The organism is Cytobacillus sp. (assembly GCF_032154635.1).
GTDB lineage: Bacteria > Bacillota > Bacilli > Bacillales > Cytobacillaceae > Cytobacillus.
In genome coordinates, this window is the sequence record NZ_JALDXW010000008.1 from 1 (window position 1) to 14,053 (window position 14,053).

General features: G+C 38.0%; 11 protein-coding genes. All 11 read right to left on the reverse strand.

All coding sequences use genetic code 11. The annotated features are described in order from the left end of the window. Nucleotides 1-449 precede the first annotated feature (449 nt). The 11 genes from RUH74_RS07575 to RUH74_RS07625 all read right to left on the reverse strand — a co-directional run bounded on the left by RUH74_RS07575 (nt 450) and on the right by RUH74_RS07625 (nt 14,038). On the reverse strand, nt 450-1,175 hold the full coding sequence (locus RUH74_RS07575) for a (S)-benzoin forming benzil reductase (protein ID WP_313799676.1): 726 nt from the start codon (nt 1,173-1,175) through the stop codon (nt 450-452). Nucleotides 1,176-1,289: 114 nt separating this feature from the next. Further along, a complete protein-coding gene (locus RUH74_RS07580) occupies nt 1,290-3,881 on the reverse strand; it encodes an ABC transporter permease (RefSeq protein WP_313799677.1) in 2,592 nt (863 codons plus the stop codon). Further along, nucleotides 3,878-4,561 carry an ABC transporter ATP-binding protein gene (locus tag RUH74_RS07585; RefSeq protein WP_313799678.1) on the reverse strand — a complete coding sequence of 228 codons (684 nt, stop codon included), beginning with the start codon at nt 4,559-4,561 and terminating at the stop codon, nt 3,878-3,880. Before RUH74_RS07585 ends, RUH74_RS07580 begins: the two co-directional genes overlap by 4 nt. Before the next feature lie 87 nt (nt 4,562-4,648). Continuing rightward, entirely contained in the window at nt 4,649-5,656 is a 1,008-nt protein-coding gene (locus RUH74_RS07590) for a sensor histidine kinase (RefSeq protein ID WP_313799679.1), read from the reverse strand. A 1-nt stretch (nt 5,657) separates the two neighbouring features. Further along, entirely contained in the window at nt 5,658-6,341 is a 684-nt protein-coding gene (locus tag RUH74_RS07595) for a response regulator transcription factor (RefSeq protein ID WP_313799680.1), read from the reverse strand. Between the two features lie 93 nt (nt 6,342-6,434). Further along, entirely contained in the window at nt 6,435-6,956 is a 522-nt protein-coding gene (locus RUH74_RS07600) for an RNA polymerase sigma factor (RefSeq protein WP_313799681.1), read from the reverse strand. Between the two features lie 31 nt (nt 6,957-6,987). Beyond that, nucleotides 6,988-8,934, reverse strand: a complete 1,947-nt coding sequence (locus RUH74_RS07605; protein ID WP_313799682.1) for a DUF6449 domain-containing protein — start codon at nt 8,932-8,934, stop codon at nt 6,988-6,990. Then, a complete protein-coding gene (locus tag RUH74_RS07610) occupies nt 8,909-9,814 on the reverse strand; it encodes an ABC transporter ATP-binding protein (protein ID WP_313799683.1) in 906 nt (301 codons plus the stop codon). The genes RUH74_RS07605 and RUH74_RS07610 overlap by 26 nt, the downstream gene beginning before the upstream one ends. Further along, nucleotides 9,801-10,196 carry a GntR family transcriptional regulator gene (locus RUH74_RS07615; RefSeq protein ID WP_313799684.1) on the reverse strand — a complete coding sequence of 132 codons (396 nt, stop codon included), beginning with the start codon at nt 10,194-10,196 and terminating at the stop codon, nt 9,801-9,803. The genes RUH74_RS07610 and RUH74_RS07615 overlap by 14 nt, the downstream gene beginning before the upstream one ends. Before the next feature lie 211 nt (nt 10,197-10,407). Then, the gene (gene fdhF / locus RUH74_RS07620; protein ID WP_313799685.1) at nt 10,408-12,474 is read right to left on the reverse strand and encodes a formate dehydrogenase subunit alpha; all 2,067 of its coding nucleotides are present in this window, start codon (nt 12,472-12,474) and stop codon (nt 10,408-10,410) included. 193 nt (nt 12,475-12,667) lie between these two features. Next, nucleotides 12,668-14,038, reverse strand: coding sequence for an ABC transporter substrate-binding protein (locus RUH74_RS07625; protein WP_313799686.1), 1,371 nt, complete (start codon nt 14,036-14,038; stop codon nt 12,668-12,670). Nucleotides 14,039-14,053 lie beyond the last annotated feature (15 nt).

Genomic DNA, 14,053 nt, shown 5'->3' on the forward strand with positions numbered 1-14,053 from the left:
GAATAGCCCTTTTTGTGGCTTCAGAGATCTTCCCCAATTTATAATCAATCAATGTGCCATCAATATCAAAGAATACTATTTTATAGTTCAATTTTATTAGATTCCTTCCTCTAAAATTAAGCAATTCAATGTAACTGAACTTATTTTACTATTGTAGAATATACCATTATTTGCAATTCCTTTTTATATGTAATGGCTTACTACTTTACAGATATCGTTTCCTGTTTTCGGGCATCATACTACTCTTATAGTTACCGCTATGCTCGCTCTTTCCTGTTTCCGGGCATCATACCACTCTTTTGGTTACCGATAAACTCGCTTTTTCCTGTTTTCGGGCATCATACCACTCATATAGTTACCGCTATGCTCGCTTTTTCCTGTTCCGAGCATCGTTACCCTTGTTTACTTACTGCTGTTTACTTTTTTCCTATTAACAAGCACCAAAACACTTAGAAATTCCGTATATCGGCAATAGGACCAATCTCATTAAAGCTTTCATTCTCTATTATTGATATCAGTTTCTTTGCAGTGTCCTTCGCACTGACAAGCTTTCCTTGTTTTTTATAATCAATGAATCTGTCTAAGAGCGGGAACGCATCTTCACTGCTTGTACGAATGGTTTCCTGCATGCCGGTGTCGATAATTCCTGGGGCAATAGAAATGATTTCGACTGGGTATTTTGCTTTTTCTTGCTCAAGAGCGATGACCCTTGAAAAGTGATCCAAACCTGCCTTTGTCGTGCAGTACGTTCCCCAACCTTCATATGGATTTCTGCCTGCTCCAGATGAGATATTAACAATTCGCTTCTTCCCTTTAAAATTCTCCAGCTTTGAGATGAACGCATTGGAAAAAATCATAGGTGCAGTTAAATTAACTGCCATTGCCTTTGCCATCTCAGCAGCATGTACAGCACCGATTAATCCAATCGGATCAACCATTCCCGCGTTATTTATAAGTGTGATGGATTCAACGCCTTGCGGGATAGAGGCAACGATATCATGTATAAGAGATTCTAAGTTCGCTAATTCTGATAAATCTGCCTGATAAAATTTCACTCCATCAAGTTTATTATCTGTTCTTGCAGCCCCAACAACATACTCTCCTGCTTCGCTCAATTGTTTTGCCAGTTCGAACCCGATTCCTTTTGATGCACCGGTTATGATATACATGTTCATTTAATTTCTCCCCTTTTTTCAATATGTACATATATATGAAGGTAACACATCACTCATAAAAAAAGGAAGTTGAATCCTACATTCTGTAGAAATTCAGCTTCCTTTTTGAAGTACCTATATACTCTCTTGCTTCAATCCATCAATAATATTTTCTTTCTTCACTTTTGAGCTTGAGTAAAGCATCGCAGAAATGACGATGACAAAGACCGCAATCAGACAATATAAGATACTTAACCAAGGGAGGGAAAACGCATAAGTAAAGCTATTCATCGTTCCCTTATAAATTAAATACATGACGATAACGCTAATTGGAATTCCAAAAAGTAATGAGTTGACTCCATAAAAGATGCTTTCATAATTGATCATTTTATTAAAGCCCTTTGGTGTCATCCCAACCGATTTCAGCATCGCAAACTCGCGCTTTCGCAATGCAATGCTTGTCGAGATAGTGTTAAAGATATTTGCAATCGAGATTGCTGTAATTAAAACAATAAATCCATAAGTAAAAACAGACATAAGCATAATCATTTGCTCTTCCTGCTGTCTCTGTTGAAAAACATTATAGACAGAAACCCCATTTTCCTTCATCTCTTCTATTTCCTGCTGGGTTTTCATCGGATCTGAGCTTTTCAGATAAATGGAGGTGGCCATTTCCGGACTATGGATTTGATCAGTCAGTTTTTTCATTACTTGTTCAGAGATAATAACATCTAGGCTGCCTACTCCATCAGAATGAACGCCCATAGGGTATTCATCGGTCGTTGCTGCAACTTCCAAATCTTCCAGCTTTGTCTTCTCTCCTGTTTCCCAGTTTTCATAATGTAAATTTATTTTTTCCCCAATTTTCGTATGAATCGCTTTTGTTTCAACAAACTTTCCTGCATTCATATCTTCATACGTAATTGTGTCAACAATAATACCTGCGATATGCTCTGGATTGTTAAGCTTCTTAACATCCGTGCCAACTACTTTTGCATATGATTTCAAGCCTTCTTCACTTAGTACGAGTAATCGAATATAATACGGAAACCTTTCATTTTCAAGCGAGATTTCCCCAGTTTCTACCATTTCCTTTAATTCACTTGCTATTGCTGATTCACTTATCATTGAAGTTGCATTTAATTCTTTTATCACATTATATTCAGTTACATCCTCGAGCGATGAAACTGATTTTATCAAGTCATCTCTTCCATCCTCAATAAAAACCTGCATATCGAAGTCTAATCCGGATTGGGACAATGCAAGCGATTTCTTCAAGCCCACTGTAAAATAAGATACGGATAAAAATAAAACAATACTAATCACTAATGAAAAAATAGTAGCGCGGTATCTGCGTTTGTTTCTCTTTAAGTTTTTCAAGCCAATTTCTGCTTCAATGCCGAAAAGCCCACGTATAATTTTCGACGTTTTTACTGCTTTCCCAGTGAGCTTCACATCTGCTGTTTGTCGGATTGCATCAATGGCAGAAATTTTTGATGCTTTCACCGCTGGAACAAACGTGGATATAAAAATAGTTAACATAGATACGCCACAAGCAATAAGAATGGAGCCTGGTGTGACAGTGACCATTAACTTTTCGGTAACCCCTAAAGCACCCTGAATAATTGAATTAATAAATATAAAAGTAATTCCGATGCCTGCAAGACCGCTAATAATCCCAATAGGAATGCTAATTAAACCAATAATCACACCCTCAAAAAATACAGAGTTCCTTTTCTGTTTTTTCGTCGCGCCCACACTTGAAAGCATCCCTAAATGGCGAGAACGTTCCGAGACTGATATAGCAAAGGCATTATAGATCAATGAAACTGATCCAATAATAATAACTGCCATAATAATGACAGATAAAGATAGAAGTGTATTCTTTAGTCCGTCATTATTTGTCAAACCGTAATAATGTAGCAAATCATTATTATAGGAAATAGACTTTAACGGAATATTGTTCTTCTTCGCTACATCTTCTGCGTGTTCATATAATGATCGCTTTACTTTTTTTACAATAACCGTTGCATTCACTTTATTTTCTTCTGAGATTGTCTTTTCATCTAAATAGGTGAGTATCGTATAACCTGGTGACCAAGCCGGCTCCCATGTGGGACGCTTGATAAAGCCAACGATAGTATAATTTTGTGTTTTCTCACCATTCAAGCTTTCAATCGATTCTCCATTCTCTGTTTGTAATGAATCATTCTGTGTTAATATAATGTTGTCACCAGCTTGACTTTTCCGTTCACCCACTTCAAGCTGCAACGAATCCCCTAATTTATACTCAACTTTCGCATTTGAAGCGATTTCTTCAGATAGAACGACTTCATTCGGTGACTCTGGAAGTCTTCCTTTACTAACTTCAATGGGGAACTGCTTGAAGCCATCTTCATTGTATTCTTTTACAAATACATACGGCTTGTAATCATTTTCACTGCCTTCTAGGTATGCGTACCCAAGATCTCTAGACAACACAGCCTTCTTTGTTTCTTCGTCCGAATGGATTGCTTGGAGCTGATCTTGATTGACACTTTTATATTGAACATGCCATTCTCCATTACTTGCAATTGTCTGTCTTTGCATCAGATCCATAAAAGAGAATCCGAGCGTTGCAACCGCTGTTACCATTGCAACTGAAATAATAACACCTATAATCGTCACAAGAGTACGTTTCTTATTTTTCTTCAAGTGTCTAATCGTTAATTTATTTACGACATTCATGGACGAATCACCTCATCATTGGTAATCCTTCCGTCTTCAATGGTAATCACACGATCCGCTTGCAAAGCAATGCGTTCATCATGTGTAATAACAATAAGTGTTTGGTTATATGTCTTGTTAAACATTTTTAAAAGATCGATGATTTCACCGCTGTTTTTACTGTCAAGATTACCTGTTGGCTCATCGGCAAGCATAATCGCCGGATGGCTGATCAAAGCTCTGCCAATTGATACCCGTTGCTGCTGTCCGCCTGAAAGCTGATTAGGTAAATGGGATAAGCGGTTTTGCAGATTTAATATGTTTACAATCTCTTCCAATTGTTTCTTATCAACCTTATGTTCGTCCAACAGCAATGGGAGTGTAATATTTTCCTCTACTGTAAGTACGGGAATGAGATTATAAAACTGATAGATTAACCCAATTTGTCTACGCCTAAAAATAGCAAGCTGTGTTTCATTCAACTGATAAATGTCCGTGTTATCGACAAGTACTTTCCCAGTTGTCGGTCTGTCTACTCCCCCTAGCATGTGAAGCAAAGTAGATTTTCCCGAACCAGACGGACCAATAATCGCCACAAACTCCCCTTTTTTGATCGAAAATGAAACATGATCAAGCGCCTTTACTGCCGTTTCGCCTTTTCCATAAATTTTAGACAGATTCTCTATTTTTAAAATATCCATTGTTACCCCTCCATATTTTGCTGATGGTTTTAGTTTATCTGCCTAAAATGACTATCAAGTGACTTTGAACATGACAATTTAGTCACTTTATTTACCCGTTAATCCGCGATAGAACTTCAGTTGAAATTGTGTACCCTTATCCAGCTTGCTCCGAACATGAATGTCTCCATTTTGGCTTCTGATCATGCTGTGAGCCATGGCAAGTCCGATACCAACACTGTCCTCACTTGCATTCTTCCCTTTATAAAAACGGTTAAAAATATAAGGTATATCTTCCTTAGGAATTCCCTCTCCGGTGTCTGCTATCATTATTTCCGTAAAAAGGATATTTTCTGAGAAGCAGATAGTGATGGTACCACCTGATGGCGTATGCTCTACACAGTTTTTTAAAATGTTTATGATCGCTTCACACGTCCAGTTGTAGTCCCCAATAAAGGAAACACTATCTTCCCCTTCGATCGATAACGTTTGTTCCTTAATATCCATCGGAATCATAACTGCCTCTACCGCTTTTTCAATTAGTTTCTTCACTACTATTCGTTCTTTTTTGAATAAAACGGTGCCCGCGTCAATTTTTGAAAGCTTTAATAAGGAAGAAACGAGCCATTCCATTCTATCAAGCTGTATACGTATGCTTTGAATAAATTCTGCCCTTTTTACTGCTGGCAGCTTCGTATCATTTAATAAATCAGCCATCATCATCATCGATGTTAGTGGTGTTTTTAGCTGATGAGAAATATCTGAAATTGCATCTGTTAATAACACTTTTTCCTTTTTTAATTGTGACTTTTGTTCAGAAAGCATGATTGTTACCTTGTACATCTCATTTTTCAATATACTTAGCTCACCTTCTTGATTATCACGAACATCAAGAGAATAATTACCGCTAGTTATTTGCCGTAAATAACTAGAGAGCTTTTCTATTTCTTTATACCGCCAGCGTGTAAAAATTAAGCTGCACCCGATCAGAAGAACGGATGTAATCATTGTGAATAGTACTGCTTTGAATGAAAAAAAAGCTGCAGTGATACTAGACGCTAAGCCAATTATGCTCATTGCCGTCAACAAAATCATAATTTCTCGATTGCGGAGCATCTTACCCACCTACCTTATAGCCCATTCCTCTAACCGTTTTAATCAATGTCGGATTTTGCGGATCATCCTCCAGTTTTTCACGCAGTCTTTTTATGTAAACGGTCAATGTATTGTCATTGACAAAATCTCCTGCAACATCCCAGATTTTTTCAAGCAGCTGATTTCTCGTCAGTACTTGTCCAATATGGTTGGCAAAAATGAGCAATAATCGGTACTCTAAAGCAGTTAAGTTAATTTCTTCGCTATACTTATAAACCTTGCCTTCCAATGAATTGATTCGGATGTTTTCAACTTGAATGATCTGATTTTTTTGTGGCTGTTTATGATATCTTCTCATAACAGAGTTAATCCGAGATAAAAGTTCTCGTATACGAAAGGGCTTCGTAATATAATCATCCGCTCCCATATCAAGACCCATGACAACATTGATCTCATCATCGTTTGCTGTTAAAAAAATGACAGGCATGTCACTCCTATCCTTCACTAGCTTACATAATTCATAACCGCTGCCATCTGGTAGGGCTAAATCGAATAAGCATAAATCCAATTGATCGAATTGTTCTATAATTACTTTTTTTGCTGAAGCAGCATCATAACAAATGACGGTTGTATAGGCATCCTGCTGCAGTGAGTATTCAAGTCCTGATGCAATTGATTTATCATCCTCAACAATTAAAATCTTCATATGATTCTCATCCTGCCTTTAGTTATATAAAAAAACACATGGCATTTTTGTATTAGAATTAGCCATGTGTTTTAGATTTTTATCTTTTAAGCATTATGCAGATAAACTCTCCATTAGCATTTCCTTCAGCTGCTTTCTTACGCGATATATTTTCGTTTTCACTGTATTTTGATTGATCTTTAATAGTTGAGCTATTTCCTTTTCCTTTAACCCGCTATTTATTTTAAGAAGAAATACTTTCCTTTGATCGAGGGAAAGAGAGTTAATAGCTTGATGGATTTGTTCTTTTAAGAGATTCATTTCCACTTCCTTTTCGACGTTCTGATCCATCTTTATATTAGCCGTTTCTATTTCAACATGACTCGCCGTACGATCTTTTATTTTTCTTTCTTTACGGACAATATCAATGGCTGCTCTTGCTGCAATTGCTGAAAGCCATGCGCCAATCTTCTCCGGGTCTTCAATTGTGCCCATCTTTTGATAAGCCTTAATCAAGGTTTCCTGAACGGCGTCTTGTGCCAAGTAATAATCTCTTGTAATACAGTAAGCAACTTGAAATAACCGCTTATTATATAATGTACATAGTTCATTCATATCCACGCAAAAACCATCCACTCTTACCCCTCCCTTCTATCTTAAACAGTTCTTATTTAAAATATTGCTGAACAAAATCTGGAACATGCTCCGTTCTAAAGCTTTTAATATCAATGATCCCATCCTCTTTAAAATAATATCCAATCATGTACGGACCATCATGATATCCACTGGAATTTATTAAACTTTCTTCAAGTCTACTTTGATCTGTCACTTTAATTGCATGACTAATTTTTCCCATTTGTTCAAATAGCTCTTCATAAGAATATCCTTGTGCATAATTAATTTGGAGATCCTTAGTATCAACTATATAAGCATATGAAATATCAGCTGCTGTAACTTTTGCCTGCTCTAATAATCCTTTTTTATTCAGCCATTCCTCAAAGCCCTTATACGAAATGATCCATTCGATCTCCACTGTTTTATCATTCTTTTGCATGATTTCAATAGATGCAACCGGATCTCTTTTGTCTATTGTTTCCTCATAGGTTGCCGAGTTAATGTCATTTTTCAAAATGGTTATTGCTTCCTTCAAATCAGAGGGATCGACTATTACAGCTTTTTTCCGAATGGGTCCATAAGGATGTATTGTAATTTTTTCTACTTGGTCTTCTTTTACTTTGAATATCCTATTTGTTACCCTTTTATATTCCTCTGACTCATGGATCAGTTTATAAAAATGAGCGTATTCCTTCTTGTCTATTGAGTAATCCCGGACAAGCTTCTTACCATTTTTTAATTCATAAACAAAAAAGGCATGCTCACCATTGTCTCTAGCTACATTCTTGTTCTTATTGTAGATAATTTCTTTGTGGAGCCTTCTTATTAAATCCATATTTTCTTGAGTTGTTAAGAAATACGGGTCCTCCAAATTATAGGAATAAGCATTGTCGCTTAAATGAATTCGCTCAACCTCACTTACATTAGGCACCTTTTTTTCAAACTGAGTAAAATCAAATTGAAAAAGAATGACTAACAGAGCCATAACTCCAGCATAAATAATAAGGCCCCTTATATGAATGATAATCCGCCAAGACTTTTGCAGAACCATTTCAGCTACAAAGTAGCCCAGGATGGCACCGAACACATAGCCTGCAATAAGCCATGCGGTATTCCCCTCCATAATTCCAAAATACAATCCGCCTAACAGCATCGTACAAAATGTCATCCCATACTTAAAAATAGGTTTTAACAAAGGGAATACAAGTGATTGTGTGACAGCTTCAAGCTTTCTGTTTTTGTACACCCATAAAGATACACCATATAAAATGAATATGAGTAGACAATAGACAATGATTTCAAATGCCCCTAAGGGTCTGTATTGTACCTGACTGAGTGCAACTAATGGCGAAAATGCTTCAATTTTACTTTCCATCACATATCGATCAGCAAATCCATACAGGTAGAATGGAAGATTGTATGCTAATAGGACAAGCAAACCCGTTGGCAATAATAAAAAAATATACGTTAAAATCCCTTGTATGGCTGAAATACCTGTAATCATTCCTGTAAAAACGCCTGTCAAAAAGACAAGAAGATTAAACATAATTGTGATGCCAAGCCACTTTAAAATATCTGTCCAAGTAAAAAACTCAGCTAAATTCAGAGGATTATACAAAGCCGATACAATAAACGCGATTAGCAAAACAGGAATAATTAAAAGGATCATTCCTGTTAATGCATATTGATGAAAAAGTCGATCCCTTTTAATCGGAAGACTATGCATGAAATCACTAAAGGGCTTCACCTGCATGAATCGGAATAAAAAAATGGCCAATATCACTGGTATTCCAATATTTATAACAGCTTGAATTTCAAAGTGAAAGTAGAATAGGCTTTCTGCTCTTATATATTGTCTTTGTTCTCCTGTCGTTGTCATTAAAATTTCTAATGGGATCGCAATAATTAATCCTATAAAGTGAACGATCGTTACCCAGCCGACACTTCTCAAAATCGTCTTTCTTATTTCTTTATTAGCCAAGGATATTTTCGACTGCATAACCAACATCCCCCATTTCATAAATAAAGATTTCTTCAAGCGTCAGTGGAAGGATATCGAATATGACAGGTTGATATTTTTCTATACTTGCCGTCACTTCCTCTTCATTTCCTTTTACGATTAATAAGAGTATACTTCCCCTTTTCTCTTTATGAAGCACTTTAAAAGAATCCAAAATGCCTTGTGGAATCGGGGCACCGCCTTTAAATGCGATCTGCACTTTATGTGTATCTGATTTGAGGTCATCCAAATCCTTTTCAATCATCATTTGTCCTTTATGCATAATTCCCACAAAATCACATAGATCCTCTACTTCTCTTAAGTTGTGTGATGAAATTAGAACGGTCATTTCTCTTTCAGCCACATCGTCAATCAAAAGACTTTTCACCTTTTTTCTCATGACCGGATCCAATCCATCTAAAGGCTCATCAAGAATCAATACTTCTGGCAGAGTAGATAGGGCGAGAGTAAATGCCACCTGTCTTTGGATTCCTTTTGAAAAACGCTGAATTTTCTTATGTACATCCACTTGAAAAATAGCTACAAGCTCATGAAAGCGTTCATCACTCCAACGTGGGTAAATGCTTGCGTAGAACTGTGCCATTTGTTTGGTCGTGTAATGCGGCAGGAAATAGGGTGTATCTTGGATAAAAAAGATCTTGTGTTTTACTTCTGGGTTTTCGTACACCGGCTGAGAGTCAATTGAAATCAATCCCTCATCAGGCACATAAAGCCCTGTTAAAAGCTTTAAAAGGGTCGTTTTCCCTGCACCATTTGAGCCCAGCAAGCCGTAAATCGAACCTTTGCCGACAGCTAGACTTACGTTTTCTACTGCTTCCTGTCCATCAAATGATTTTCGGACATGATTAATTTTGATCATTTTCTATCCCTCCCCCGATTGAAACATGTATTTCTCTTATCATTTTTATTAATTCGTTCGCTGTTATGCCTAAATACATCGCTTCTGATAACAGCTTCATTAGATCGTTTTTCACTTTCAAAAGCTTTTCTTTATTTTGGCTGTCATTTGCCGGACTGACAAAGCTTCCTTTTCCTTTAATTGAATAAATATATCCTTGTGTTTCTAGCTCGCGATACGCTTTTTGAATTGTATTCGGATTGATCGTCAGCTGTTGGGCCAACGTCCGGACAGAAGGCAGCTGTTCATCTGTTTTTAGCACTTCAGTTATGATGAGTTCTTTTAGCCTTTCGACCAACTGTTCATAAATCGGCTTGCGGCTCCTTATATCCAACTCGAACATATGCACTCTCCCATCTGTATGTAGTGTACTATGATTCATAGTACAGTTAATACAGTTTGATTATAGTACAAATTGACAGGAAATCAATCCCTTTTTTAAAAATGATCAGAGGAAATTTTCAACATGTTAGATAAACTTATAATATTGCTTGATAACGTATAGTTAATGCTAGAAAAAAAAGAAAAGTGCTGAGCACTTTTCCTTTAAACAATTATTTTAATGATCGAATATTCACCGCGCAAGCCTTAAATTCAGCTGTTCCAGAGATTGGATCAAATTCATTGATTGTTAAGACATTCGTTGGAACGTTACTAAAATGGAAGCTCATAAATACAAGGCCAGGTGCAACTTGCTCAGTAACTTTCGCCTTTACCTTCAGGCTGCCCCTTCTTGAGCTGATTTCAACTAGTTCACCCGTTTCAATGCCAAGCTTGGCTGCATCGTCTGGATGAATATCAAGTGATTCCTCTGTTTGTTTAATTTTTACACCGCCTGCATAAAAGCGTGTTTGCGTATGAGTATTATACGATTCATAACGTCTTCCAGTTGTAAGCGTAAATGGATAATCTTCATCGGGCAGTTCAACTGGCTCCGTATACATGACAGGAATAAATGGTGACTGCTTTCCGCTCGCAACTTCCTGATTATGATAACGTTCATGCAAAATAAATGTGCCCGGATGGGACTCATCTGGACAAGGATAATGGAGACTGTATTCTTTCTCCAGTCTTTCGTACGGCATCCCCCCATACATTTCCCAAGCGAGCTCACGCAGTTCATCCCAAATTTCTTCACTATTATTATAGCTCATCGGATAGCCCATCAATGTTGCTAGCTCGCATAGAATGACCCAGTCATCCTTCGTATTTGGGTGGGCTTCAACTGCTTTTCTTACACGTTGAATCCGGCGGTCTGTATTCGTATACGTACCTTCCACTTCTCCCCATGATCTTGCAGGTAAGACAACATCAGCAAGCTTCGCCGTTTCTGTTAAGAAAATATCTTGAACAATTAAAAGATCGAGTTTTTCGAGAAGCTTTCTTGTGTGTGTCATATGAACATCTGCCACTAACGGATTTTCACCAAGGCAATATAGGGCTTTAACTGCTCCGGTTTCCATTTTATCAAATGCTCTTGTTTGCGTATCGCCTGCAATTGAGTTAATTTCCATGCCCCATGCTTTTTCAAATCGGCCGCGGTACTCATCATTCGTTATGCTGACCGCACCAGGCAGCTGATTGGGCAAGCATCCCATGTCGCCTGCTCCCTGCACATTATTCTGTCCGCGAAGAGGCATGATCCCGCTTCCTGGTTTTCCGATATGACCAGTTAATAACGCTAGATTTGCGATATCAAAGACATTATTAACTCCACAGTGATGTTCCGTAATTCCAAGTGTGTAGGCTATCATTGCTTTGTCCGCTTTTGCATATTCCCTTGCTGTATCAATAATGTCTTGAGGATTAAGACCAGTTATTGTTGCAGCATATTCTGGCGTATAACTTTTCACTTGTTCTTTTAAGGTATCAAAATCAACAGTAAATTGGTTAATAAATGCCGGATTATATAATTCTTCCTCAATAATGACGTGAATCATCGCATTCATTAACGCGATATCTGAACCAACGTTAATTTGCAAATGGCGGTGGGCGCTTTTCACCATATCAATCCGGCGAGGATCAATCACGATGATTTTCAATCCGGACTTCACTGCTTTCTTCATACGATTAGCAATGATCGGATGGGCCTCTGTCGTATTCGAACCCATGAGCAAAAGCACCTCTGTATGATCAAAATCTTCTAATCTATTCGTTGGAAATCCACTTCCAAATACAGTTGCCAGACCGGCAACGCTCGGAGCGTGTCACGTTCGGTTGCAGCCATCAATATTATTGCTGCCGATGACTGTTCTCATAAATTTCTGAGTTACATAATTCACTTCATTCGTGCTTCTAGCAGTTGCAAACATCGTAATGGCTTCAGGACCAAACTGTGATTTGATTGCTTGAAGCTTCCCCGCAATAAATGCATAAGCTTCTTCCCAAGTTGTTTCTACTAGCTCACCTGCCTTGCGAATTAACGGGGAAGTTAACCGACTTTTATCATGAACATATTCATAAGCAAACGAACCCTTGACACATGTTTGCCCTTTATTAACAGGCGCTTCCTTATCTCCGCGTATTTTCACAATTTTATTATTGTCAACTTCGACAACGAGCCCACAGCCTGTTCCACAATAGCCGCAGACTGTTTTTACCTTTGCAGCCTCACCCATCATTTATCCTCCCTTTACGTAAGAATAGTTGATTTCATCATCTTCCCTATTATTTTGAAAGCGATTCCAATATTTTTTAAAACGCTACAAAATTCACGAAATACACTTTCTATTATACTACATTATGAATATTTTAAAAATAGGTTTGTGGGATAGAAAAGAATCAGCTCAATCTTAAGAACTGATTCTTTCAATATTATTTCTTCGTTTTATTGGCGATCTCTATTGCCCGATTTGTTCCCTCCGCCGCCTGATCAAGCACTTCTTGCGGATCGGCACCTTGATACAGATTTTCAAGAGCAGTAACAATTTGCTGACGGGATTCTGGGAAAACGGAAATGAGCGCACCTTGGGTCGCAACCGACGGTTTTGTTTGCTGAAGCTGATCTACTGTAACCTTTAATTGCGGGTATTTCTCCCATTCCGCCTTAACAATATCCTCATTGTAAGCTGCTGGGTTTATCGCGAAATATCCAGTTCCAATATGCCATTTTGCCTGAACCTCAGGTGTAGTAAGATATTTCATGAACTCCCACGCTGCCTCCTGCTCTTCCTTTGCAATGCCTTTTGACATCCATAAGGATGCCCCGCCAATGGCAACCCCTTGACGATCTACTTCATCTGGATACGGAATAAACGCAACCCCCACCTCAAATGGAGAATTATTAACAGCAGCTGCAACACCTGCGGACGAATCCATATACATCGCTACTTTTCCTGTCTGAAAGGCAGCACGGATATCATCCCAATTCGTGCCATAATTTCCAAGAGTACCTGCCTTGTTCATGTCATTTAGGAAATTAAAGACACGCAATCCCTCTTCTCCATTAAATTCTGCCTCTGTCGCATCGTCTGCTCGGCCATTTTCCTTGTTAACATATAGCCCACCTTGTGTAGCAACAAGCTGTTCAAAGAACCAGCCATATGTTAGCATGGAAAAACCGTATTGCTCACCAGGCTTTGTCAGTTTTTCTGCTGCGGCTTTTACTTCGTTAAATGTTTGCGGCGGCTTTTCAGGATCAAGCCCTGCTTCTTTAAATGCATCCTTATTATAAATCATTACTGGTGTGGAGGAATTGAATGGCATAGAATACAATTTTCCATCTACACGATAGTAGTTTAAAATATTCTCTTCGAGTTGAGAGAGATCATAGTTATCTTTATCAATAAACGATTGCATTGGTTCAATATAGCCACTGTCAATCATAAACTTTGTGCCGACCTCAAATACTTGTGTGATTGCCGGTGCATCCTTTGTTCCGCCTACACTGCGAAGCTTTGTTAATGATTCCTCGTAAGTGCCCTGAAATTCAGCATTGACTGTATACTTCTCCTGTGAGCTATTGAAATCAGCTACTATGCGATCAAGTGCTTCTTGACCTGCACCTGACATCGCATGCCAGAAGTTGATTTCCATTCTGCTAGGACTTTCCCCTGTTTCCTTTTCCTCAGAATTCTTCTTCGATGGTTCTGGTTCTGGCTTGCTTTCATTATTCGAACAAGCTGCCAGTAACATCATGCTGAAAATTACACTGAAAATAAAGAGTAGCCTAACATTCTTTTTCATGATGGCCAACGCCCC

Excerpts from the sequence above, each read along its gene's own strand:
- RUH74_RS07575 (WP_313799676.1), bottom strand. The coding sequence starts at position 1,175 with ATGAACATGTATATCATAACCGGTGCATCAAAAGGAATCGGGTTCGAA.
- RUH74_RS07580 (WP_313799677.1), bottom strand. The coding sequence starts at position 3,881 with ATGAATGTCGTAAATAAATTAACGATTAGACACTTGAAGAAAAATAAG.
- RUH74_RS07585 (WP_313799678.1), bottom strand. The coding sequence starts at position 4,561 with ATGGATATTTTAAAAATAGAGAATCTGTCTAAAATTTATGGAAAAGGC.
- RUH74_RS07590 (WP_313799679.1), bottom strand. The coding sequence starts at position 5,656 with ATGCTCCGCAATCGAGAAATTATGATTTTGTTGACGGCAATGAGCATA.
- RUH74_RS07595 (WP_313799680.1), bottom strand. The coding sequence starts at position 6,341 with ATGAAGATTTTAATTGTTGAGGATGATAAATCAATTGCATCAGGACTT.
- RUH74_RS07605 (WP_313799682.1), bottom strand. The coding sequence starts at position 8,934 with ATGCAGTCGAAAATATCCTTGGCTAATAAAGAAATAAGAAAGACGATT.
- RUH74_RS07610 (WP_313799683.1), bottom strand. The coding sequence starts at position 9,814 with ATGATCAAAATTAATCATGTCCGAAAATCATTTGATGGACAGGAAGCA.
- RUH74_RS07615 (WP_313799684.1), bottom strand. The coding sequence starts at position 10,196 with ATGTTCGAGTTGGATATAAGGAGCCGCAAGCCGATTTATGAACAGTTG.
- RUH74_RS07625 (WP_313799686.1), bottom strand. The coding sequence starts at position 14,038 with ATGAAAAAGAATGTTAGGCTACTCTTTATTTTCAGTGTAATTTTCAGC.